The 25,964-nt window shown below is 31.8% G+C and carries 22 protein-coding genes; 21 read left to right on the top strand and 1 reads right to left on the bottom strand.

Annotated features, from left to right (window positions below; genetic code table 11):
* Positions 1-74: 74 nt before the first annotated feature.
* Positions 75-923 carry a YihY/virulence factor BrkB family protein gene (locus ACZ5N4_RS25170; RefSeq protein WP_464205387.1) on the top strand — a complete coding sequence of 283 codons (849 nt, stop codon included), beginning with the start codon at positions 75-77 and terminating at the stop codon, positions 921-923.
* A 96-nt stretch (positions 924-1,019) separates the two neighbouring features.
* Here ACZ5N4_RS25170 and ACZ5N4_RS25165 read toward each other — a convergent pair whose 3' ends face one another.
* Positions 1,020-3,575 (bottom strand): FAD-dependent oxidoreductase, encoded by a 2,556-nt coding sequence (locus ACZ5N4_RS25165; protein WP_464205386.1) that lies wholly within the window; start codon positions 3,573-3,575, stop codon positions 1,020-1,022.
* A gap of 220 nt (positions 3,576-3,795) precedes the next feature.
* Between ACZ5N4_RS25165 and ACZ5N4_RS25160 the strand changes: the two genes are divergently transcribed.
* From ACZ5N4_RS25160 to ACZ5N4_RS25065, 20 genes are all read left to right on the top strand, one after another.
* Positions 3,796-4,398: a hypothetical protein gene (locus tag ACZ5N4_RS25160; RefSeq protein ID WP_464205384.1), complete on the top strand. Its 603-nt coding sequence runs from the start codon at positions 3,796-3,798 to the stop codon at positions 4,396-4,398.
* Between the two features lie 196 nt (positions 4,399-4,594).
* Positions 4,595-4,942 carry a DUF6514 family protein gene (locus ACZ5N4_RS25155; protein WP_464205382.1) on the top strand — a complete coding sequence of 116 codons (348 nt, stop codon included), beginning with the start codon at positions 4,595-4,597 and terminating at the stop codon, positions 4,940-4,942.
* 136 nt (positions 4,943-5,078) lie between these two features.
* Positions 5,079-5,495, top strand: a complete 417-nt coding sequence (acpS, locus tag ACZ5N4_RS25150) for a holo-ACP synthase (protein ID WP_464205381.1) — start codon at positions 5,079-5,081, stop codon at positions 5,493-5,495.
* Positions 5,455-6,954 carry an NAD(P)H-hydrate dehydratase gene (locus ACZ5N4_RS25145; RefSeq protein ID WP_464205379.1) on the top strand — a complete coding sequence of 500 codons (1,500 nt, stop codon included), beginning with the start codon at positions 5,455-5,457 and terminating at the stop codon, positions 6,952-6,954. Before acpS ends, ACZ5N4_RS25145 begins: the two co-directional genes overlap by 41 nt.
* A gap of 101 nt (positions 6,955-7,055) precedes the next feature.
* Positions 7,056-7,664, top strand: coding sequence for a germination lipoprotein GerS-related protein (locus ACZ5N4_RS25140; RefSeq protein WP_464205378.1), 609 nt, complete (start codon positions 7,056-7,058; stop codon positions 7,662-7,664).
* A 128-nt stretch (positions 7,665-7,792) separates the two neighbouring features.
* Positions 7,793-8,953 (top strand): alanine racemase, encoded by a 1,161-nt coding sequence (gene alr, locus ACZ5N4_RS25135; protein ID WP_464205377.1) that lies wholly within the window; start codon positions 7,793-7,795, stop codon positions 8,951-8,953.
* A 477-nt stretch (positions 8,954-9,430) separates the two neighbouring features.
* Positions 9,431-9,751, top strand: coding sequence for a CopG family ribbon-helix-helix protein (locus ACZ5N4_RS25130; RefSeq protein ID WP_211142708.1), 321 nt, complete (start codon positions 9,431-9,433; stop codon positions 9,749-9,751).
* Positions 9,711-10,061, top strand: coding sequence for a type II toxin-antitoxin system PemK/MazF family toxin (locus ACZ5N4_RS25125; RefSeq protein ID WP_178906920.1), 351 nt, complete (start codon positions 9,711-9,713; stop codon positions 10,059-10,061). The genes ACZ5N4_RS25130 and ACZ5N4_RS25125 overlap by 41 nt, the downstream gene beginning before the upstream one ends.
* Positions 10,062-10,273: 212 nt before the next feature.
* A complete protein-coding gene (locus ACZ5N4_RS25120; protein ID WP_464205376.1) occupies positions 10,274-11,098 on the top strand; it encodes a transketolase in 825 nt (274 codons plus the stop codon).
* The gene (locus ACZ5N4_RS25115; protein WP_464205374.1) at positions 11,098-12,039 is read left to right on the top strand and encodes a transketolase family protein; all 942 of its coding nucleotides are present in this window, start codon (positions 11,098-11,100) and stop codon (positions 12,037-12,039) included. Before ACZ5N4_RS25120 ends, ACZ5N4_RS25115 begins: the two co-directional genes overlap by 1 nt.
* Before the next feature lie 222 nt (positions 12,040-12,261).
* The gene (locus tag ACZ5N4_RS25110) at positions 12,262-13,116 is read left to right on the top strand and encodes a YitT family protein (RefSeq protein WP_464205372.1); all 855 of its coding nucleotides are present in this window, start codon (positions 12,262-12,264) and stop codon (positions 13,114-13,116) included.
* A 253-nt stretch (positions 13,117-13,369) separates the two neighbouring features.
* A complete protein-coding gene (gene ftsE, locus ACZ5N4_RS25105) occupies positions 13,370-14,056 on the top strand; it encodes a cell division ATP-binding protein FtsE (RefSeq protein WP_464205370.1) in 687 nt (228 codons plus the stop codon).
* Positions 14,046-14,936, top strand: a complete 891-nt coding sequence (gene ftsX, locus ACZ5N4_RS25100; protein ID WP_464205368.1) for a permease-like cell division protein FtsX — start codon at positions 14,046-14,048, stop codon at positions 14,934-14,936. Before ftsE ends, ftsX begins: the two co-directional genes overlap by 11 nt.
* Positions 14,937-15,088: 152 nt before the next feature.
* On the top strand, positions 15,089-16,252 hold the full coding sequence (locus tag ACZ5N4_RS25095; RefSeq protein ID WP_464205366.1) for a S41 family peptidase: 1,164 nt from the start codon (positions 15,089-15,091) through the stop codon (positions 16,250-16,252).
* A gap of 144 nt (positions 16,253-16,396) precedes the next feature.
* A complete protein-coding gene (locus ACZ5N4_RS25090; RefSeq protein WP_464205364.1) occupies positions 16,397-17,695 on the top strand; it encodes a PDZ domain-containing protein in 1,299 nt (432 codons plus the stop codon).
* Positions 17,696-17,698: 3 nt separating this feature from the next.
* Entirely contained in the window at positions 17,699-19,681 is a 1,983-nt protein-coding gene (gene uvrB / locus ACZ5N4_RS25085; RefSeq protein WP_464205362.1) for an excinuclease ABC subunit UvrB, read from the top strand.
* Between the two features lie 50 nt (positions 19,682-19,731).
* Positions 19,732-22,554: an excinuclease ABC subunit UvrA gene (gene uvrA, locus ACZ5N4_RS25080; RefSeq protein ID WP_464205361.1), complete on the top strand. Its 2,823-nt coding sequence runs from the start codon at positions 19,732-19,734 to the stop codon at positions 22,552-22,554.
* A gap of 102 nt (positions 22,555-22,656) precedes the next feature.
* Complete coding sequence (locus ACZ5N4_RS25075) at positions 22,657-23,094, top strand: FHA domain-containing protein (protein WP_464205359.1); 438 nt, start codon at positions 22,657-22,659, stop codon at positions 23,092-23,094.
* Positions 23,095-23,262: 168 nt separating this feature from the next.
* On the top strand, positions 23,263-24,465 hold the full coding sequence (locus ACZ5N4_RS25070; protein WP_464205357.1) for an FtsW/RodA/SpoVE family cell cycle protein: 1,203 nt from the start codon (positions 23,263-23,265) through the stop codon (positions 24,463-24,465).
* Positions 24,466-24,467: 2 nt separating this feature from the next.
* Positions 24,468-25,895: a peptidoglycan D,D-transpeptidase FtsI family protein gene (locus ACZ5N4_RS25065; protein WP_464205355.1), complete on the top strand. Its 1,428-nt coding sequence runs from the start codon at positions 24,468-24,470 to the stop codon at positions 25,893-25,895.
* The last annotated feature ends 69 nt before the right edge of the window (positions 25,896-25,964 follow it).

The raw sequence follows: 25,964 nt of genomic DNA, 5'->3' as shown, positions 1-25,964 counted from the left end.
AGATACAGGTTTTTTGTATAGTAATAATATGCTTTATCATGGGAAAAACTTAATGTCAAGGAGGGGAGTTTTTATTGGATAGTAAATTAGTAAAAGATATAAAAAATTTAGCATTTCGATTTAATGATGATGAAGTTTTGGCTTTAGCATCTCAGTTAGCATATAGTTTAATATTTTCATTTTTCCCATTTATAATATTTTTAATGACTTTTGTTGGTTTTAGTTCAATAACTAGTGGAGATGTAATAGAGGTACTAAAACTAATACTTCCATATAGTGCTGTAGATCTTGTGAAAAATACTATAGTAGAAGTGGTGGATACGAGACATGGACATTTACTGCCTTTAAGCTTAATTATTACTATATGGTCTGCCTCTGCCGGGTTTAATGCGGTAATTAGAGGACTTAATAAGGCATATAGCGAACGGGAAGAACGATCGCTGTTAAAAGTGCAGCTAATAGCAGTTTTGTGCACTTTTGCTTTAACCTTTATAATAATATCAACCTTTTTATTATTAGTGTTTGGAGAAGTAATAGGAAATGCACTAGCTACTCGTTTAGGAGTATTCTATATTTTTGCAATTGTATGGAATAAACTAAGATATCTTATTATGAGTATATCTGCCATATTTATTTTTGCAGCTTTATACCGATATACACCTTGTAGAAGACTTACATGGAAGGAAGTTATACCAGGTGCCATTTTTTCCACTATAACTTTAACCATAGTATCCTTAGGATTTGCATATTACGTAAATAATTTTGCAAATTATTCAAAGATATATGGAAGTATAGGAGCTGTAATAGTGCTTCTAACATGGCTGTTCATACTATCGATAATAATATTAATGGGGGGAGAATTAAATGCCACCCTTGCTTTTGATAGAGAGGGCAAAGAAAAACCGAAAGGCATTAGATATTAAAATACAAAATACATAGAGTTGCAAGACCGAAAATTGACTTACACTCTGGAATATGCTTATATCCCTTTGTGTAAGTCAATTTTCTAGTTTGAAACCCTATATGAAAAAGTTATCAGACATAATGTCTTTTATGGTTTTACCACTTTGTATTGCAGATATTATTTTGCCAGATTTTTTAGTATCTCCGAGCAGTATACCTCCAATTAGCTTATTGTCATTAAAAAATAATTTTTGATATATACCCTTTTGAGAGTCTAAGGAAGATAAAGCTTTAGATTCTGAGGTAAATGTACCACAGGAGAATAATTCGGTATCCATCGCTGAAAAAATTACAGATGATACAAAGTCAGTAAAATAGGATTCGTCACCTACAGCATTAGCACCTGCGGTTTTTCCCATTTCGATAGAAGCTTGCCAGTTTCCATAAACTTTTCCGTTATATTCACAAACATCTCCACATGCATATACATTTTCAACAGATGTCTCCATCTTATCATTTACAACTATACCTTTATCAGCTTTTATACCACATGTGTCAGCAAGAGCTTTATTCGGACGTATTCCTATTGAAAATATTACAATGTCTGCATCAACGGTCTTACCACTTGTTAACATAACTCCGGTAACCTTCTCATCTCCTAGTATTTCTACGGCGGAGTCTTGAAGTATTATGCTAACACCAGATTTATCAATAGAAGCATTAAATAACTTAGCACCTTCTTCATCTAACTGACGAGAAAGAAGTCTGTTTGCAAATTCTACTACAGTTACGTCAAGTCCACACTTTTTAAGTTCCCAAGCTGCCTCAAGACCAAGCAAACCACCACCTATAACTACTGCCTTCTTGGAACTTGATATATAATTTTTAATTGCGTCAGCATCAGATAAATATTTTAAACTGAAAACACCTTTTTTATCAATTCCCTTAATCGGAGGTACAAAACTGGAACTTCCATTAGCTAATATAAGCTTATCATAAGAAATTTGTCTTCCATCAGATAATATTATTTTTCTATCTTCTCCGTTAATTTTATCTACATATGAATTTAAGCACAAATCTATATTGTTATCTTTGTACCAGCGTTCAGGAACTACATAAAATTCGTTGTCAGGTATTGAGGATGATAGATAATCAGATAGCTGAGGTCTAAAATAAGTTAAGTTATTTTCAGATGATACCATTATTATTTTACAATTTTTGTTTCTTTTTCTAATAGTATCTGCTGCAGAAAAACCTGCTGCTCCATTTCCTATTATTAAATAGGTTTTATCATCATCGTTTCTAAATTCAATTCCCGACTCAACAACTTCTACGAATTGCTCTGAACTAGCTCCGCATACAGAACATGTTTCAGGCGGCTCTGTACCCTCAAAAACTACTCCACATATTAAACATTTCCACTTTTTCGATGTAGATGGCTTGTTAGGTTTGTTAACTTTGCTTATATTTTCATCTATCTTTTGCGCAAAACTTTGTCCAAAGTGATAAGCGTGAGTTAGGTCTTCTTCAGAAGGTTTAAAATTCACTCTGAGTCCTGGAGAAAAAACATCCATTTTTAATTGTTTAAGTCTGTTCTCTATATTACTAACAGCTTCACCACTCCAACCATATGATCCAAAAGCAGCAGCAGTTTTTCTACCATGAACTATAGGGTTAAGCGATATTAATATATCTAATATAGGTTTTAGTGCATCACCATTTATTGTAGGAGAACCAAATATTACTCCATGAGATTTTTCTATACTACTTATAATGTCGTTTATATTATGATGTATTACATCAAACAATTCTACTTTAAATTCACCAGTTGAGTGTATACCTTCTTCAATTTTCTTTGCTAAGGATTCTGTATATCCGTATGCAGAAACATAAGGGATTACTATATGCTTACCTTCAGATAATTTTTCAGAATCTGAGCTCCACTCTTTATATAGTTTTATTATTTTGCAAGGATTGTCTCTTAGAACCGGACCGTGTCCAGGGCATATTGTGTCTATATTTAAATCTTTAATCTTATCTATAGCATCTAAAACATAAGATTTAAATGGTCCCATGATTGCAGTAAAGTAATATTTCAATGCATCCGTATAATTTTCTTGGCTTTCATTTAAATCATTAAATATATCTTTATTTGAGTAGTGACATCCAAATGAGTCACAGGTAATTAAAATGTTATCTTCAACAATGTAGGTATACATAGAATCTGGCCAATGTAAAAATGGTGCAGATATAAATTGTAGCGTTTTATTTCCTAGACTTAATGTATCACCATGATCAACTGTAATAGAGTCAAATTCTCTATTTACTATACCTCTCATAAATCTAAGGGCTGTAGATGACCCTACGAGCTTAGCTTTTGGAGCTAGATCCAATAGTTTAGCTACTGAACCTGCATGATCTGGCTCTGTGTGATCAACTATTATATAATCTATATCTTTTATATCTGTGTTTAAGGAGTTAAGTCTTTCTAAGAATTCATCAAAAAACTTTTCTTTAACTGTCTCAAATATAGCAGTCTTTTCACTACCCTTTACTAAATATGAATTATAAGTGGTTCCATATGGAGTATACATTATTATGTCAAAGATTCTTAAGTTAGGATCTAGAGCACCTACCCAGTGAATATCCTTTTTGATTTCAATGGCATTCATTTACTTATCCCCCATTTCAAATTATTGATATTTAGTTTTAATTAATAATTAATATCCATAAAATTATTATAATATATAAAAAGACTAAAATCAATATTTGATGGAAGATAATATAATAATAAAATATAAAATAATTTTATGATTAGTATATTTTTTATTTATTGAGAAAAAATATAGGATATGTATTTATGCTTAAAAGAATTTTCTAGAAGGTGATATTGTGAGAAGTAAAGATTATATGAGAAAGATTTATAGAAATTTTTCGGAGTTTATTTCAGAATGCTCTAGCCAAGAGTTAGAATATTTCATTTTTGATTCAAAGTTTACAACAATGTTTAATCAAAGAATAAATGAATTGATTAAAGATATAAGAGCTGAAGGAAAGAAAAGTATAGAGCTGTCAATAATTTTTAATACTGAAGGAGAGATAGCGTTAATAGATGGCTATATCATAGGTCGATATATATCTAATAACTATGATATGCATATGGAGCAATATTATAAAGAAACATCATTGAACAATATAGTAAAACATGTAGTTAATGGTAATGAGAAGTCTAAAAAGGATTTTTTAATACTTTCTTATGAAATACTATATAATACATTAAATAGTATATATTCCGACATAAAATTCAAAAAAGATACACTACAGGGTTATATAAATGCATATGATTTGAAGCATTGTATTGGTGACGATTGTGCTTTAGTTGTTGTAACGATATTAATATTGGAAGATATTTGTAAATTCTTGAGAATTAATGAAGAAATTTTAGATGAATCTATCTGTTATATAGGACAAAAAAGAAATAGTCAAAATAGATAGAATTTCGACAAACACATTCAATTAAAAGGTAAATAGTTACATTAAAGTAATATACATGGTACCATAGATGATGTTACAGGCTTTTTGATGTCATATAAAAGAGATAAGTTATAATTAACCATATCATGAAATGACATATTTCTTTTACTCAGTATGTTAAGATAATCATGAAGTTAATTATGGGGGGAACAGCACTATGGTAGTAGAAAATTTAATAAGAACAGAAAGTAGAGACGATGTAAAATATGTTTATCTCTACAGATTATTAAAAGGCAACATTAGCATAACATATGGAGTAGATACCATAGAGGTACAATCATATGGAATTGAGATTGAGAGACAAGACATTGTAGATGGAAAGTTGATAAATATAGAAAGGGATTGTGTAAAAAGCATAAGTCCAGAGAGACACAAGGTACATAATCTAATGAAGTTGCTATATGACAATAATGTATCACCAATTCATTTGATTGATGTTCTTGGTGATTATATTGATGAATATATAGTAGACTTTGATAAAGAAATAAAGGATATAGCATATTAAAATAAAAGACAATAGGCACTTATTATGATCAGAAGAGGAAAAAATCCTCTTTTTTTCTTTTAACAGCTGAGCATACAACTACTTGCAACTTTTAAAATAGAAAAGTATAATTTATTATTAATATGGGGGTGATATTTTGATTCTAGGAGTTGGGGTTGATATCGTTGAAATTAGAAGAATCAAAGAAGCTATAAGTAAGCATGCTAATTTTATAGATAGGATGTTTAGTAAGAATGAAATAGAATATCTTAAAAGCAGAAACTTGAGACCAGAGTTTGTAGCAGGTAGATTTGCGGCAAAGGAGGCTGTAGCTAAAGCTTTGGGAACAGGCTTTAGTGGGTTTGAATTCAAGGATATAGAAATCGACAGAACTGCTGCTGGAAAACCTTTAGCGGTGCTGAAAGGTAAGGCTAAGTTAATGGCTCAAAAATATGGTAATTATAAAATTCATGTAAGCATATCTCATGGTATTGATAATGCTATAGCATATGCAGTAATGGAGGCTGATAAACTTGAGGATTGCAACTTCAGAAATAATGAAGGAGATAGATAACTACTGTATAAATGAACTTAGGATTCCAGGAATTTTATTGATGGAAAATGCAGCATTAAAGATTATTAAAAACTTAGAACTTGATAAACATCACTCTTTTTGTGTAGTATGTACAAAGGGAAACAACGGTGGTGACGGATTTGCAGTAGCAAGACACCTACACATTTTAAATAAGAAAGTGGAAGTATTTTTAGTTGGTAATAAAGAAGGAATGAGTCAAGATTGTAAAATAAACTATGATATATTAAAAAAAATAGGTGTAAATATTAATAAAGTCAATAATCTTGAAGATATTAATGATTTAAGAGACTCAATAGAACGAAGTCAGGTGACAATAGATTCCCTTTTCGGTACGGGACTTTCTAGAAAAGTTGAGGGAATATTTGATTCTGTCATATCTATAATTAATGAAAACAGTAAATATATTGTATCTATCGATATACCTTCTGGACTTGATGGAAATAAGGGAAAAGTACTTGGTAATTGTATTAAAGCAGATAAAACTATTTCCTTTCAATTATATAAAAAGGGTTTTCTAAATTATGGAACAGATAAATTAACTGGAGAAGTAGTTGTAGAGAAGATAGGTATTCCTGAGGCAGCAATAAATAAGTTTCATAATAATGAATTTATTATAGACGAAAATATGATAAGAAGTAATATACAAGTAAGAGATAAGTACTCTTATAAAGGAGACTATGGTAGAGTGTTAGTTGTTGCAGGCTCCAATGGATATACTGGAGCTGCATACATATGTACACAGGGAGCGGTTAGAAGTGGAGCCGGCCTAGTAACATTGTGTTGTGATAGTGAGATTAGAGAAACTTTGAGATCTAAGCTTGTAGAAGCTATGACTATTTCTTTTGATGAACAGGATAAATTAAGTGAACTAATAGAAAAAAGTGATGCTATTGCAATAGGTCCTGGCATGGGAGATAATGAGAAAACATTTAATTTGTTAAGCAATATCATTAATAAAGCTAATTGTCCTATAGTTATAGATGCTGATGGAATAAATGTATTAAAAGATAGGCTTGATATACTAAAAAATAAAAAGTCGGAAATTATTATAACTCCTCACTTGGGAGAAATGTCTAGAATAGCAGGTTTGCCAATTGATTATATAAAAGAAAACAGAATGGAGATATCTAAAAAATTTGCGAAGGAAAACAATATCATAGTGCTTCTTAAAGGATATAATACTATAATAACAGATGGAGAAAAAACAATTATAAATCCAACAGGGAATAGCTCTATGGCATCAGGTGGAATGGGTGATTGTCTTACAGGAATGATAGCATCATTTATTGGGCAGGGTTATAAATCTATATCAGCCTCTTGTATTGCAGCGTTTATACATGGCTATTCCGGCGAAAAACTTTCTAAGAATATGTTTTGTGTCAATGCCAGCCATATATTAGAAGATATTCCTTTTTCAATAAAAGAAATACAATGTTAATTTTAAATTCATAAAAGGTATAAGAATATAAAAAGAAATAAAAGAATAGTATTAATAATGGGAAATAAGTGCCTAGGAGAATATAATTCAGGGGGATTAAAATGAAGAAAAAACCATTATTCACAACTATTCTTGTTTTTATCTTTATAATAGTGTTCACAAGCTGTGGCAAAAAAACTGACGATACAGAAAAAAATATTGATTATCTAAAAAATTTAGACAGCTATAGTTGTAATATAAGTATGAAAATAGAAAATGATAAACAAATTATAAATTATACTGGAAAACAATTTTATGATAAAAGATATGGATATAGATTTGAACTAGATAAAAGTCGGTTGATGGTATATAAAGACAATAAAATACTGGTTAAAGATTTGCAAAGTGGATTAAAATATGATACAGACAAAGACTTTGATAGTTTATTTAAGTTAAGTTTTATTGGTGAGTATATCGGCATGATATATACAAATGAAGTAGTGAAAAATTCGTCAAAGAAAATAGACAATGAAGAGTATCAAATTGTGCATTTGGACATACCTGGCAATAATAAAAATATTAGTAAAGCTGAGTTGTATATAAATAAGCATAATAGTCTACCTAAATACGTTATTATATATGATTCTAAGGGTAAAAAGAAAATAGATATAGAGTATTCTGACTTTAAAGTTAATCCAGAGTTGCAGAAAGATTTGTTTGAGATAACATAAACTGAAAATTTTTTAAACTCATAATTATATAACTATTGAAAATAATGTATAATTAATTCGTAGAGGAAAAGTTCAATATTTATTTTATTAGCTACTTTATTGTAAATAAAAACGTGGGGGGTAATAAAATGTTTAGAGATTTTAGGCCTGTATGGGCAGAAATTAATTTAGACAACCTTGTGTATAACATCAAGCAGATTAGAGAAAAGGCTAAAAGTAAGGAACTAATTGGAGTTGTAAAAGCGGACGCTTATGGACATGGGGCTATCGAAGTGGCGCCAATACTTTTACAAAACGGAGCTACAAGACTTGCAGTAGCTGTTTTAACCGAAGGTGTGGAACTAAGAAAAAGTGGCATTAAGTGTCCTATAATGATCTTGGGGCTTACTCCTGAAACTCTATCAGATGATTTGATAAAATATGATATCGAACCAGCAGTTTCTTCCTATGAGTATGCTTTAACCTTATCTAATATAGCTCAATCTAAAGGAAAGACAATTAAAATTCATATAGCTATAGATACGGGAATGGGAAGAATAGGCTTTTTACCAAGTGAAGAAAGTGTTGAGGAAATATATAAAATAAGCAAGTTAGCCAATATAGAAATAGAAGGATTATTCTCTCATTTCTGTACTGCTGATGAAGCTGATAAGAGCTACTCAAATATGCAATTTGAGAAATATAATTGGTTTTATGAAAAATTAATTAGCAAGAATATCAAAATAAATATGAGAGATATGGCTAATAGCGCAGCTATAATGGAGCTTCCAGAAGCTCATTACGACGGAACAAGACCAGGAATAATATTGTATGGATACTATCCTTCGAACGAGGTAGATAAAAATCAATTAAGTATAAAGCCTGTTATGACATGGAAAGCAAATGTTGTGCATGTAAAGGCCTTAGAGAAAGGTGAGTATATTGGATACGGAAGAAAGTTTAGAACTGAAAGAAAGAGTATAATTGCTACACTGCCTATTGGCTATGCTGATGGATATACTAGAATGATGTCAGGAAAAGCAAAGGTAATAATTAATGGTAAATTCGCTCCAGTAGTAGGTAATATATGTATGGATCAGTGTATGATAGATGTCACTGATGTAGGTGATGTAAATGCAGGAGATGAAGTTATACTTATGGGTAGTGACGGAAGCTTAAAGTTTAATGCTGATGATATGGCAGCTATTTTAGGAACTATAAACTATGAAGTGATATGCATGGTAAGCAAAAGAGTGCCAAGAGTTTATATAGAAAATGGAGAGATAATAAAGATAAAAAATTACGTATAAGTAAAATAGAACATATACAGCTAACAATTAAGCAGAGAGCCAAAATCTATGATTTTGTGCGAATCGCTTACTCATTCGACGAAGGGAGAAGGAGTTTCATTTAATAGCTGTTAGCTGTATATCTCCTATTGTCAATTGTCGTAAATGATGCATATAAAATTAATGCTTTGTATAATATACTAGTATATTGTTTTAAACTAATCTTAAAAAATAAAAGTAGTTTTTAAATTAACTTTTATGATAGAATATACTTAAATTTACATTTTAACTATTAATTATAATGCGAGGTACATAATAAGCTGGGATATATTTGGCAATATACATAATGAACTTGTAAAAATAAGAAATTATGTGTAAAAGTACAAGTAGAAAAATGATGAAATTACGGATAATTTCTTTGACATGCTGACAGTTTTAGGATTATAATTTGTGTGTACATATCTTTCGCTTAGGTTAATAGGAGGTATTAATTTTTATATGTCAAATTCAAAGAGATTAGTGGTAAACCTCTCAGAAACACTATACAATGAATTTAATAAGGCACTTGAGGAAGATTGCAAAAAAAGAAGTGAATTTATTAGGGAAGCTATCATATTATATATTAAAGAGAAAAAAAGGTTAAATATTATAGAACAAATGGAAAAAGGATATAAAGAAATGGCTCAACTCAATCTTGAGTTTGCAGAAATGGGCTTTGCAAGTGACATGAAAGAATTTAAAGAATATGAAGCGAAGCTTTCGGAGTGTGATTTAGCTGATGACCACTATAGTGAAAAGAGGAGATATATTTTATGCTGACTTAAGCCCAGTAGTGGGTTCAGAACAGGGTGGAATAAGGCCAGTAATCATTATTCAAAATGATGTTGGCAACAAATATAGCCCTACTGTTATAGTAGCAGCAATTACTTCACAGATAAACAAGGCAAAACTTCCAACACATGTTGAAATTTCATCAGAAGCTTATGGACTTAATAAAGATTCTGTAGTTTTGCTTGAACAAATAAGAACTTTAGATAAAAGAAGACTAAAAGAGAAAATAGGTCATATGACCGATGACGATATGAGAAAAGTAGATGAGGCGCTTTTAATAAGCGTAGGTTTACAGTAAATAATATATTTAAACACGACAATTTGTCGTGTTTTTTTATTAGCATTCACATCCTAGATGTATTTACATATATGTATATAGCTAGGTGGAGACAAGATAAAATGGAAGGTGGCAAAAATTTTACCACCTTTATTGTATATAAAAACGTTTTTTTGTGGTAAAATAGTAGAAGAATTTTTTAAACGTAAGCTTTATTATAGGAGGTTGAGATTGTGAAAAAGAACTTAGAAGAACTCAAGCAAGTGGCAAACGTAATTAGAAAAGATATTATAAAAATGTTAACAGAGTCAGGCTCAGGTCACCCTGGTGGTTCCTTATCAGCGACAGAAATTTTAACTACTTTGTATTTTAATGAAATGAACATAGAGCCTGAAAAAGTAAAGGATTTAGATAGAGATAGATTTGTTCTCTCTAAAGGGCACGCTGCTCCAGTACTATATAGTGCACTTGCTAGAAGAGGATTTTTTGATGTAGAAGAATTAAAAAAGCTTAGAAAGCTTGGTTCAATACTTCAAGGGCATCCAAATATGAATGAAGTTCCAGGAGTAGATATGTCTACTGGTTCATTAGGCCAAGGTGTTTCAGCAGCAGTTGGAATGGCTTTAGCAGGGAAAATAGATAAAAAAGACTACAGAGTTTTTACACTATTAGGTGATGGTGAATTAGAAGAAGGCCAAGTTTGGGAAGCTGCTATGTCAGCTGCTCATTATAAATTAGATAATTTAATAGCTTTTATTGATTATAATGGACTTCAAATAGATGGTCCTATTCAAGAAGTAATGTCAGCAGAACCAATTGCTGATAAATTTAGAGCTTTTAGATGGAATGTTGCAGAGGTAGATGGTCATAATATTGAGCAATTAATTAATGCAATTGAGGAAGCAAAAGCTGTGAAAGAAAAACCAACAGTAATAGTTTGTAAAACTGTGAAGGGTAAAGGAGTGTCCTTCATGGAAAATGAAGCAGGTTGGCATGGAAATGCACCAAGTGCAGAACAATGCAAAAAAGCTTTAGATGAACTCGGAGGTGAAGAATAATGGCTAACAAAATAGCAACAAGAGAAGCATATGGAAAGGCTTTAGCAAAATTAGGTCAAGAAAATGAAAAAATAGTTGTACTTGATGCTGATTTATCTAAATCAACTAAGACAGCTGATTTTAAGAAAGTTTGTCCAGAAAGATTTATAAATATGGGAATAGCAGAAGGTAACATGCTTACTGTAGCTGCTGGTATGTCTACTTGTGATAAGATACCTTTTGTAAGTACTTTTGCTGTATTTGCTAGTGGTAGAGCTTTTGAACAAATAAGAAATTCAATTTGTTATCCTGAATTAAATGTAAAGATATGTGCTACGCATGCAGGAATTACAGTAGGAGAAGATGGTGCATCACACCAATCAATCGAAGATATATCACTAATGAGAAGCTTACCAAATATGACAGTTATAAGCCCAAGTGATGCGGTAGAAACAGAAGCTGTGATTAAGGCAATAGCTGAATATAAAGGACCTTGCTATGTAAGACTTGGAAGATCTGGAGTACCTGTTATCAATGATAACTCAGAATATAAGTTTGAAATAGGCAAAGCCATAACTCTAAGAGAAGGAAAAGATGCTGTGGTTATTGCAACTGGAATAATGGTAGATGCAGCACTAGAAGCATATAACACATTATCAGAAGAAGGAATAAAAGTTAAGGTTATAAATATACATACTATAAAACCTATAGATAAGGAAGCAATTATAAAGGCTGCAAGAGAAACAGGAGTAGTTATAACTGCAGAAGAACATAGCATAATAGGTGGATTAGGATCTGCTGTTTGTGAGGTTTTAAGTGAAAACCAACCTACACCAGTAGTAAGAGTAGGAGTAAAGGATACTTTTGGAGAAAGTGGAAAACCAGCAGAACTTCTAAAGGCATATGGATTAACTGCTGATGATATTGTTAAAGCTGTTAAGAAAGGTCTTACTCTAAAATAATTTAATAAATGGTTACACTTAAACGATGATATAGTAATTTATATCATCGTTTTTCTTTACCGCACTAAGACACATGAAAATAAAGAAAAAACCAGTTATGCTATCATCTTTGACTTGTTTTTTATTTTCATGTATCTAATATAAAATTAAAAAGTAGGGAATAATTAGTCTTAGTAGGATTTTTCAACTTTTAAATTTTATTATAGTAGCGGGGTCGAAAATATGAGAACTATTAAGGAATATGCTTTAATTACTATAGGTATTTTATTAGTTGCAATAAGTGTAAAGTTTTTTTTAGCACCAAATAAAATTGCAGCAGGTGGAATTTCTGGAGCAGCAATAATAATAAATTATTTTATTCCCAGTCTTCCTATAGGTCTTTTAATGCTAATTATGGATGCAATATTATTCGTAGTTGCATTTATTGTTATAGGGAATAAGTTTGGTGCTAAAACTATTTACACAAGTTTAAGTCTTTCAGGAACAATATGGATTATGGATAGAATTATGACTCCAAACATAGCAATCACAAAAAACCTAATGTTGGCATCTATATTTGGCACTTTTATATCTGGAATAGGGTTAGGAATAGTGCTTAATCAAAATGCATCTACCGGTGGAACTGATATACTGGCAAAAATACTCAATAAGTTTTTACATTTAGATATAGGAAAGTCACTTTTGATAGTAGACTTTATTATAACACTTTTTGCAGCTTTTTCTTTTGGTGCTGATGCAGGTATGTATGCTCTGTTAGCTGTTATTATAAATGGATTTGTAATAGATATTGTTATAGAAGGACTCAACGTCTCAAAACAAATAATGGTTATAAGCACAAAAAACGATATAATAAGTAAATTCATAATAGAAGAGTTGGAACGAGGATGTACTATTCTACATGGTAGAGGAGGGTATACCAAAGAAGATACATATATTCTTTATGCTGTTTTAGGAAGAAAGGAACTTGTAAAATTGAGAAATTATATAAAAGAAATTGACGCAAAAGCATTTATTACGGTAAGTGATGCACATGAAGTTTTAGGAGAAGGCTTTAAAGACATTATATCAGATCATTAACTGATGAATCTCTAGTTTTTTATATCATATTTATATCATATAAGTAATACATTAACAAAAAATGTAGATTTGAGATGGGTGATTAATGTATATATGTGGCATATACGGTTGAATATAACTCAATTACATATGCTTTTTTTGCTGTTAATAATAATTTAATAGAATATAATATTTATTTCGTGTCTTATTATGTTATAATGAACATAGTTACGTGAAAAAAATCGAAAGCTTATGTATATAAGGAGATGTTCTAATGATAGAGTTTAAAAATGTGAGTAAAGTATATAACAATAATGTGTTTGCTTTATCAAACATAAATGTAAAAATAAAAAAAGGCGAATTTGTATTTTTGGTAGGACCAAGTGGAGCAGGTAAATCTACTTTTATAAAAATGCTTTTAAAAGAAGTTCAGCCTACAAGCGGGAATATAATAATAAATGATTTAGATATAACTAACTTAAAAAGAAAAGAGATACCTTATTATAGAAGAAAGATAGGAGTGGTTTTTCAGGATTTTAGATTAATACCTACTCTAAATGTATATGAGAATGTAGCTTTTGCAATGAGAGTAGTAGAAGCTCCTTTAAAAGAGATAAGAAAAAAAGTTCCAATGGTTCTCTCATTAGTTGGACTAGCTAATAAATATAAAGCGTTTCCTCATGAGTTGTCAGGGGGAGAACAGCAAAGAGTATCATTAGCTAGAGCAATAGTTAACAATCCAGCTATATTAATTGCAGATGAGCCTACTGGAAACTTAGATCCAGAAACGGCAATGGATATAATGGAAACATTAAATGACATAAATCACGCAGGTACAACCATTCTGATGGCCACTCATGCTAAGGACATAGTTGATAACATGAGAAAAAGAGTTATAGCAGTTGAAAAAGGAATAATTGTAAGAGACGAGCAAAGGGGGGCTTACGGATATGAGGATTAGTACAATAAAATTTTTTATACAAGACTCATTAAAAAGCTTAAGAAGAAACAAAACTATAAGTACAGCATCAGCGGCAACTGTTGCAGCTACATTATTTATTCTAGGTATATTTCTTCTTACCATATTAAATGTTAAACAAGGAATACTAGAAGTGGAATCAAAAGTTGAAGTTAAGGTGTTCTTGAAAGATAATGTTACTACAAAGCAGCAAAGTGAATTAGAGAAGAAAATAAAAGCTGTTGATGGAGTTGTTGAGGTTACATACGAAAGCAAGTCTCAAGCTATGGATAAATTTAAGAAACAATTAGGAGATCAAAATAAAAGCCTTGTAGATGGGCTTGAAAAAGACAACCCTATGCCTAATTCATATGTAATTAGAGTTCAAAAGCCAGAGGTTGTATCAACTGTTGTTAATAGCATTAAAGGTTCAGAAGGTATAGATACAATAAAAGACGGAAGAGAAGTTGTAGATAAACTTTTAGCTATAACAAGAACAATAAAATGGGTTGGAAGTATTATATTTATAGTTCTAATAGGAGTTTCACTATTTTTAATAGGAAACACTATTAAACTCACACTTTATTCAAGAAGACGTGAAATAGGAATAATGAAGTACATTGGAGCTACAGATTGGTTTATAAGATGGCCATTTATAATTGAAGGTATGATTATAGGAATTGCAGGAGGAGTAGTTGCAGATTTAGCTCTATATTATGCTTATAAGATGGCATATGTTAAAGCATCAACAGGTCTAATGATGATTCAATTAGTTTCTCCACAGTATGTTTTAACTACTATTTTAGGCTTATTTTTAGTAGCAGGTATAGTAATAGGTTCTTTAGGAAGTATTTTATCAATAAGAAAATTCTTAGCAGTTTAGTCACATTTAAAAGCATGCAGCATTTTGTTGCATGCTCATTTTATTAAAATTTTACAAATAAATTTACAAATTTATTTTTTTTAATGTTATAATTATTTAAGGTTTATATAAATACTATAGAGTATAAGGTTTAAAGCAAAGAGGTGGAAAGTTTGAATAGTAAAAAAAAGTGGATTTCAGGTACGGTGGCAGCACTACTTATTACCAATACAATTACATTGTTTGGCACTAAAGCTTACATATCAAATCAAACAGGAAAGTTTGGAAAGCTGTTTGAAGTAAGAAATGATTTGTATAAATATTATGATGGAAATATTAATGACGCAGATTTAGTAGAAGGGGCCATTAAAGGAATGACAGCTGCTTTAAAAGATCCCTATACTGTATTTATGAACAAGAAGGAATATGACGAATTTAACGTTCAGACAGAAGGAAACTACAGTGGTGTTGGCCTTCAAGTTCAGGCTAAGGATGACAATATAGTTGTAGCTGATGTTTTTGAAGATTCTCCAGCAAAAAAAGGGGGAATACTTCCAAAAGATATAATTGAAAAAGTGAATGGAATAGATGTAACTGGTAAAGAACTTGATAAAGCAGTAACTTTAATGAAAGGTCAAGATGGAACAGAGGTTACATTGACATTATATAGGGAGTCTAAGGGAACCTTTGATGTAAAGCTTAAAAGGGCGAAGATAAATTTAGCTACAGTAAAAGGTGAGATGATAGATAGCAACATAGGATATATGCAGGTTACAATGTTTGATGAAAATACGGCAAAGAACTTTACAAGTAAATTACAAGAGCTTCAAGCTAAGGGTATGAAGTCACTAATAATAGATTTAAGAGGTAATCCAGGTGGGTTACTTGATGAATGTGTGGATATGGTTTCTAATTTTGTTCCTAAGGATAAGGTTATAGTTTCTACCATAGATAAATATAAAAATAAAAAGGAATATAAATCTAAAGGTGGAGTGGCTGAAGGCTTATCTGTTACTATACTTACTAATGGAGGTACAGCAAGTGCTTCAGAAATATTTTCAGGTGCTGTAAGAGATTATAAGATTGGAACTTTAGTAGGAGAAAAAACCTTTGGTAAAGGAGTAGTTCAAACTATTCTAGATACCGGCGAAGGAACAGCTCTTAAGGTTACTGTTTCAAAATACTATACACCAAATGGTGAAAATATACATCATACAGGGATAAAACCTGATATAGAGGTAAAATATCCAGATGAGCTTAGACAAAAACCGTATGACAGAAACCTGGATCCTCAATTTGCAAAGGCACTTGAGATAGCAAAAGGTAAAATTAAATAAGTTGTGGTTGGTTTACGTTTTGTATAATATTTGAATTTAAAAGTTAGACAGAATAATTCTGTCTAACTTCATTGCTTGCGCGCCAGATAAAGTAGATCTTTATTTGGCGCAAGTTTCACTTTACGGAGAGGGGAAATTTTTCAAATGAATATTTTGATGTCTACTTTAAGAGCTGTAGCTTATGCGTTGACGGAACCATATTTAGTTACTTTTTTGGTTATTTTATTTTTTATTCTTTACAGAAAAAATAAAAAAACTACTATAATGCAGAGGATGATAATTGGTGAGAGAGTAAATACTCCTTTTGAGCTTACTATATCGCAAATTGTTATCGGTATATTTGCAGGAGCTTTTGCCAGCGTTATAATGTCTTATTTAGGAATAGTATTTGATGAAAGTTCATCAGTGGATTTAATATTTTTAATGTCTATAATATTTATGTTTTTTAATCCACGATTTATCTGCTTTGCTTATTCAGGTGCTGCGCTTGCTTTTACTAGCTTAATGTTAAGTTTAGTTTCAAGTGCATTTAACATACCTAATTTGGACTTTTTAAAAATAGATGTAGTATCACTTATGACTCTAATTGCAGTTCTTCACTTTGTAGAAGGAATACTTATAATTATAGATGGAAGAACAGGAGCTATACCGGTTTTTACCAGTAGAGACGAAAAGATAATAGGTGGCTTTGCTTTTCAAAGGTACTGGGCATTACCTATAGCAATATTTTTTATGCTTCATAATAACACTGCTATAAGTACAACCTGGCAAGTACCACTTCCAAATTGGTGGCCATTAGTCAAAAGCTCCATACCAGCTGAGATTTTAAAGAATGCAGTAGTAGCACTTATTCCCTTTTATGGTATGGTAGGATACAATAGTATAACTTTTACTAAGGATAAAGAGACAAAGACATTAATGTCAGGTTCTCTAATGATAGTATATAGTATTGCTTTATTTGGATTAGCCCAAGCTGCAGCTTTAAATCTACCACTTAAATTTTTAGTAGTAATATTTGCTCCAGCAGCACACGAAGCTATTATAGCATTTCAAAGATATGTGGAAGTCAAAGGAAAACCTAAGTTTATCAGTGGAGAAGATGGAATAATGGTGTTAGCAGTTGCGCCAAACTCTCCAGCTAATGAAATGGGAATTAAATGTGGAGATCTATTAGTTGAAGTTAATAATAAAAAAATTGAAAATGAAGAAAAAATATCTGAAGCTATAAGAGAATGCTCAAATTTTATATGGTTTAAGGTGAAGAAGGTCACAGGAAAATTTGAGCAAGTAAGTTATAATAAATTAAATGACAATAAAAGATTGGGAATAGTATTCGTGCCCAGAGGAGTTCCAAAGGACAGTATGGTTGTAAAGCTTGATGAGACTAGATTTGGTGAAATACTAGATAAAATAAAAAACAAAGATAAGGATGAGGATGAATAAAGAATGAGTGTTTTTAAGATACATTCTAAATTTAAACCTACAGGAGACCAGCCTAATGCCATAAATAACTTATCGAATAAAATATTAGGTGAAGAAAAGTTTCAAACACTTCTCGGAGTAACAGGATCAGGAAAAACTTTTACTATGGCAAATGTAGTCGAGAAGGTTCAAAAACCTACACTAGTTTTGGCACATAATAAAACCTTAGCAGCTCAGCTTTGCTCAGAATTTAGAGAGTTTTTCCCGGAAAACTGTGTTGAATATTTTGTTTCATATTATGATTATTATCAACCAGAGGCGTATGTGGCACAAACAGACACATACATTGAGAAGGATGCTTCTATAAATGATGAAATAGATAGATTAAGACACTCAGCTACATCAGCGTTACTAGAGAGAAGAGATGTGATTGTTGTGGCTTCCGTATCATGTATATATGGACTAGGTAATCCTGAAGAGTACAAAAACCTTACATTATCACTGAGACAAGGAATGACCAAAGATAGGGATGAAGTTCTAAAGAAACTAGTTGAAATACAATACGAAAGAAATGAAATAAACTTTGTAAGAGGTACCTTTAGAGTCAAGGGTGATGTTTTAGATATATTTCCAGCTTCATCAACGAATAAGGGAGTAAGAGTAGAATTTTTTGGAGATGAAATTGAAAAGATAAGGGAGTTTGATGTTCTAACCGGTGAAATAATAGGAACAACAAAACATATATTAATATCTCCTGCATCACACTTTGCTACTTCAAGAGATAGACTTGAAGTAGCAATAAACAAAATTGAAATAGAATTGGAAGAGCGTTTAAAGGAACTTACTGCACAAGACAAGTTGTTAGAAGCACAAAGACTAAAGCAAAGAACTAATTTTGACATAGAAATGATGAGAGAAGTAGGATACTGCAGCGGTATTGAGAATTATTCAAGAATACTAGATGGAAGAGCTAAAGGGACTCCGCCTCAGACGCTTATAGATTATTTTCCTGATGACTACCTTTTATTTATAGATGAAAGTCATGTTACATTACCTCAGGTAAAGGCAATGTATGCAGGAGATAAATCGAGAAAAGAGTCTTTGGTAGAGTATGGTTTTAGACTTCCTTCAGCATTTGATAACAGACCTTTACAATTTCAAGAGTTTGAAGGTAAGTTGAACCAGGTTGTATTCGTAAGTGCTACTCCAGCGCAGTATGAGCTAGAGCATTCTACAAATGTGGTTGAACAAATAATAAGGCCGACTGGATTATTGGATCCGGAGATTATTGTTAAGCCAATTAAGGGACAAATAGATGATTTATATGCCAGCATAAACGAGACAATAAGCAGAGGGTATAGAGTGCTTGTAACCACTCTTACTAAAAAGATGGCAGAAGATTTAACAGATTACTTTAAAGAAATGAATGTTAAGAGTAGATACCTTCATTCAGATATAGATACAATAGAGAGAATGAAGATAATAAGAGATTTAAGAAAAGGCGAGTTTGATGTATTAATCGGCATAAATCTATTGAGAGAAGGACTGGATATTCCAGAGGTGGCTTTAGTATCTATACTTGATGCAGATAAGGAAGGATTTTTAAGATCTGAAAGATCCCTTATACAAACTATAGGAAGAGCAGCAAGAAATGCAGACAGTAAGGTTGTAATGTATGCAGATAGAATAACAGATTCCATGGGAAGAGCTATTTCGGAGACAAATAGAAGAAGAAAGATACAAATGGAATATAATGAAAAGCATAATATAACACCTAAAACTATTATTAAGGACATTAGAGAAGTTATAGAAGCCACAACTATTTCAGAAGAAAAAGTGGAATATGATAGTTTAGAAGAGGCTGTTCAAGCTAATAATGAAAGTATAGATCAGCTTATAGAGAAATACGAAAAAGACATGAAGGATGCGGCTAAAAACCTTCAATTTGAGCAGGCAGCAAAACTACGTGATATTATAGCTAAGCTCAAAAAGCAAAAGAAAAATTAAGAGTGTTTATTAATTATGAAAAAGTATTAAGGAGTGTGTAAATAAAGCTAATGAGAAATAGCATAGTAATAAAGGGAGCTAAAGTCCACAACTTAAAAAATGTTGACTTAGAGATACCAAGAGATAAGCTAATTGTATTTACTGGACTTTCCGGTTCTGGGAAGTCATCTCTGGCATTTGACACTTTGTATGCAGAAGGGCAGAGACGTTATGTTGAATCTCTGTCTGCTTATGCAAGACAATTTTTGGGACAAATGAATAAGCCAGATGTTGAGTATATAGAGGGATTATCACCGGCAATTTCTATTGATCAGAAAACTACAAGTAGAAACCCGCGTTCTACTGTTGGTACTGTTACTGAGATATATGATTATTTAAGACTTTTATATGCAAGAATAGGAATTCCACATTGCCCAAAGTGCGGAAAAGAAATAACTCAACAAACTGTTGATCAAATGGTAGATAGGGTATTGTCTATACCTGAGAGAACTAAAATTCAAATACTTGCTCCTATTATAAAGGGCAGAAAAGGCGAACATGTAAAAATATTAGAGAATATAAGAAAGAACGGATTTGTAAGAGCAAGAATAGATGGAGAAACTATTGATTTAGAAGAAGAGGAAATAAAGCTTGAAAAAAATATAAAGCACACTATTGAAGTTGTTGTAGATAGGCTAATAGTAAAACCAGACATAAGAAGTAGATTGGCAGATTCACTTGAGACTGCTTTGAAGCTTGCTGAAGGATTGGTTATTGTAAATGTAATCGGTGAAGAAGACGTATTATTTAGTGAGAAATTTGCCTGTGCAGATTGTGGTATTAGTATAGGAGAAATTGCTCCAAGAATGTTTTCCTTCAATTCCCCCTTTGGAAAATGTGACAGCTGTGATGGCCTAGGAACATTAATGGAAATAGATCCGGATCTAGTAATACCAGATAAAAGCAAGAGTATACTTGACGGTGCTATTGCGACCTGGGGGAGTGGAAGCTTAAAAGAAGATTCCTGGACCTTTAGTATACTAAAGGCTCTTTCTAAAGAATATAAATTTAAACTAGATACTCCTATAGAAAAGTTAAAGCCTGAGATTGTTGATATATTATTATACGGCTTAAAGGGAGAAAAGATCAAAGTTAACTATGCAAGAGAAAATGGAGTAATGGAATTTAATCATGCTTTTGAAGGTGTAGTTAATAATTTGAAAAGAAGATACTTAGAAACAAACTCAGATTACATTAAAAGCGAAGTTGAAAATTATATGAGTAATAACCCATGTCCAAAATGTAAAGGAGCAAGACTTAAACCAGAAGTTTTAGCTATTACAGTTGGTGGCAAAAATATTTTTCAATTTTGTGCAATGTCTATAAGAGATGAATTGAAGTTCTTAGATGAGATTATTTTATCTGAAAAAGAAGCAATAATTAGTGATCAAATATTAAAAGAGATAAAAAGCAGATTAAAGTTTTTAATTGATGTTGGATTAGATTATCTAACATTATCAAGAACAGCAGGAACGCTGTCAGGAGGAGAATCTCAAAGAATTAGATTGGCAACACAGATAGGTTCTAGTCTAGTTGGAGTACTATATATATTGGATGAACCAAGTATAGGATTGCATCAAAGAGATAATGATAGACTTATTTCCACACTGAAACATTTAAGAGATATAGGTAATACATTAGTTGTAGTTGAACATGATGAAGATACGATGAAAGAAGCAGATTTTATCGTAGATATAGGACCTGGAGCAGGAGAGCATGGTGGGAAAATTGTGGCTGCAGGTACTATTGATGAAATAATGAAAAATAAAGAATCAATAACTGGACAATATTTAAGTGGCAGGAAAAAAATTGAGTTGCCTTCAGAGAGAAGAAAAGGAAATGGGAAAAATATAGCTGTTAAAGGGGCTAAAGAAAATAATCTCAAGAATGTTAATGCAGATTTTCCTTTAGGTATACTGACTTGTGTTACTGGGGTGTCTGGCTCAGGAAAGAGTACTCTTGTAAATGAAGTGCTATTTAAGGGAATGAATAAAAGAATAAATAACTCAAAGGATAACCCTGGTAGTCATAAAGACATTTTAGGCGTAGAGAATATAGATAAAATAATAAATATAGACCAAAGTCCTATAGGAAGAACGCCTAGATCTAACCCAGCTACTTATACTGGAGTATTTGATATTATAAGAGAAGTTTTTGCAAATACTTCAGAAGCTAAGATGAGAGGATATAAGCCTGGTAGATTTAGTTTTAATGTTAAAGGTGGAAGATGTGAGGCCTGCAGTGGGGATGGAATAATAAAAATTGAAATGCAGTTTCTATCTGATGTATATGTTCCTTGCGAAGTTTGTAAGGGAAAAAGATATAATAGAGAGACTCTTGAGGTAAAATATAAAGGTAAGACTATAGATGATGTTTTAAATATGACAGTTGAAGAAGCATTAGAGTTCTTTGAAAACATACCTAGAATAAAGAATAAGATACAAACACTTATGGATGTAGGGTTAGGATATATAAGACTAGGGCAACCTTCAACTCAGCTATCTGGTGGAGAGGCTCAAAGAATTAAGCTAGCCTATGAGTTATCTAAGAGAAGTACAGGGAAAACTTTATATATTTTAGATGAGCCTACTACTGGGCTTCATATAGATGATGTAAATAGACTTATAAGTATTCTTCAAAGAATTGTTGAAACAGGAAACACCGTAGTAGTTATAGAGCATAACCTTGATGTAATAAAATGTGCTGATTATATTATTGACCTAGGTCCAGAAGGAGGGGAAAAGGGAGGAACGATTTTATGCACAGGTACTCCAGAGGAAATATCAGAAAATAGCCATTCTTATACGGGACATTATTTAAAAAAGATGTTATAATTTATATAAGACTAGCATAACCCTTTACTGATGCTAGTCTTTTGATATGTTAATAGGCAATAGGAAAAGTTTTATTTAATAAATTTACAAGAAGGTGGTTATATGGATCTGAGCAAATTAAGTTTAATCTTTAAAATTATAATCATAGCAATAGTTTATATTATAATTTTCTTAGCATTAAGAATAATGTATAAAGATATAAAAAATGGCGGAAGACGAGCAAGAGCAGGTAACAGAAAATCCTTCGGGCTTGAGATAGTAGAGCCTGGAAACAATGCAAATTTAAGAAGAGGTGGAGTTATTCCAATCCAAAGTGAGATAACAGTGGGACGGAAAAACGATAACTTACTTGTATTGGACGACCCGTATGCTTCAGGGCATCATGCAAGGATATATGTTAAGAACAACGATTGTATAATAGAAGATTTAAGAAGTACTAATGGTACATTGTTGAACGGTTTAAAACTTGAGGGTAGAGAATATCTAAATTCCGGTGATGAAATTAAAATTGGTAATACATCCTTTAGGGTTATAGGATAATGAATGTATATTTAAGTATAAAGTTATATAACAATTATGATAAAAGTGAAGAGCATAGGAACTTATACTTTAAGTTCCTAGGTTTTTTCACTTTTGACTATTTAGGCATTTCTGAATATTATTTTTAAGATACTTTAGTTGAAATTTTACGATGTGGTGGTGATTATTTTGGACACGAGTAGAGATGAGAAGAAACTTTTAAGGTACACATATCTTTTGTGTTTAGTGTGTTTTCTTAACCTAGCCATACTTAAACAACCCTTTGATAAAGGGGCTATGATTATGGCCGTAGTTACATGTTTGCTTATAGGATATTCATATATAATAATAAGAAAATTCTTTTCAGATGGTGATAAATATATATTTATTTTTTCTAGCATACTATCCGTTATAGGAATGGTTATGATTTACAGGATTGATACAGCGAGCTCAATAAAGCAAATAATTTGGTTTGCTATAGGAGTAACAGGGTTTATATTAATAGTGGTATTGCTGCCAGATTTAAAGAGTTTTAGCAAGTACAAATATGTTTACTTAGTATTTACTTTAATATTTATGAGTATGGCTATGTTAATGGGAACAGAAATAAATGGTTCTAAGAATTGGATTGTAATAGGGGGATTCACTTTTCAGCCTTCTGAGTTTGGAAAGTTATTTTTAGTAGCTTATCTAGCATCTGAGCTGCAGGATTATGAAAACTTTAAAGATCTTATAATGCCTGGAATAGTAGTAATGGTGTCTTTAGGTTTCATGGTATTACAAAAGGATCTTGGTTCTGCATTAATATTTTTTGGAATATCAATAACGATGCTTTATATAGCTACGTCAAAGTTTAGCTATATAGCTACTTGTGTCGGATTATTTGCTGCAGGTGCCGTGATAAGTTATAGTCTGTTTGATCATGTGAAAACAAGAGTTTTAATATGGATGAATCCATGGCCCTATGCTACTGGAAAAAGCTATCAAGTAGTACAATCGATGTTTGCAATAGCTTCAGGCGGATTAACTGGCTCTGGCTTAGGATTGGGACACCCAGAATATGTACCGGTTAACACCACAGACTTTATTTTTGCTGTTTTATGTGAAGAACTTGGAATACTTATAGGTTTCGGAATAATCATATTGTATTTCTTGCTTTTTTATAGATGTATGAGAGCGGCAGTTTACGTGGAAGATAAGTTTTCAAGATTACTTGCAGTTGGATATAGTGCTATGATAGCATCACAAGTACTTGTTATAGTTGGTGGGGTTATGAATGCAATACCTCTTACAGGTATAACTCTACCTTTGGTAAGTTACGGAGGAAGCTCTATGCTTATTACGTTTTTTTCATTAGGTATAATCCAAAAGATATCAGAAGAGGGTAGATAAATATGAACGATATATCAAATAGTATAAAAAAAGTTCTTATAATTTTCTTGGTATGTTTTATAGGGTTAATATCTTATATAACTTATTTTGAAATAATAGTAGGACCTAAGATAGTGAGCAGTCCATATAATAAGAGGATGTGGGTTAAGAGAAATGAAGTGCTAAGAGGAACTATTTACGATAGGAATGGTAAACCTCTCACTAAAAGCGAAAGAATTAATAAGGAAACGCAAAAAAGAGAATACACAGGCGGAGAGTTGTTCGCACATGTATTGGGATATGTAGATATAAAATATGGAATAACAGGACTTGAGAGAAAATACGATGAAGAGCTTATGTCTACAGATATTAAAGATAACGTGAAAAACTTGTTACTAAATAAGGGAAAAACAGAAGAGAAAATTGGTAATAGTTTAAAAACAACTCTTGATTTCGAGACACAAAAAAAAGCATATGATTTGCTAGGAGATAACAAAGGTGCGGTAGTTGCATTAAATCCTAAGACTGGAGAGATATTGGCAATGGTATCTAAGCCATCTTTTAATCCTAATAACTTACAAGAGATTTGGGCTGATATTAATAAAGATAAGAATTTGCCTTTAATAAATAGAGCCTCTGCAGGACTATACCCACCAGGATCTACATTTAAAGCAATAACTGCTATAAGCGCATTGGAAAATATGCCGGGAATAAAGAATAGAACATTTGAGGATAATGGAAGCTTGTATATTTCTAAGGATTACTCACTTCATAATTTTAATGGTGAAGTACTAGGAAGTCTAAGTTTTAAAGATGCTTTCACACACTCAAGTAATGTGGTATTTGGAACTTTGGGTTTAGAGCTTGGTAATGATAAACTAAAGCAAACTGCAGAAAAGTTCTATTTTAATAAGGAAATACCAGCAGATGGAATCCCAGTTGAAGCTAGTAAATTCCCTACATTGAAAAAAAACGAAAAAGGAAGCATTGCTCAAAGTGCTATAGGGCAAAGCAGCGACCTTGCGAGCCCGCTTCAGATGGCAGTAGTTACAAGTACTATAGCTAATAGTGGAATAATGATGAAACCATACCTAGTCAAAGATGTTGTTACAAGCAAGGGACAGTTGGTTAAAAATATACAACCTGAATCATTAGGTCAGATTACTTCTGCTGATACAGCAAACACTATGAAAGACTTTATGAAGTCTGTTGTTCAGGAAGGAACTGGGGGTAATGCAGCTATAGAGGGTATTGAGGTTGGCGGAAAAACAGGAACAGCAGATCATCAATATGAAGGAAAAGATGCTCCACCTCATTCATGGTTTATAGGTTTCGCCCCATATAATGATCCACAAGTAGCGGTAGCAGTAATTGTGGAAGATGGAGGTCAAGGTGGTAAAGCTGCAGCTAGAATAGCATCTGAAGTGATGAGAACCGCATTAAGAAAATAATATATATTCCTTTAATTTTCATTTATCACCATAATATATTTAAATAAATAGATTAATTTGGTAAATTAG

Source organism: Clostridium nitrophenolicum (assembly GCF_055391695.1).
This window is presented reverse-complemented; position numbering and strand designations above follow the sequence as displayed.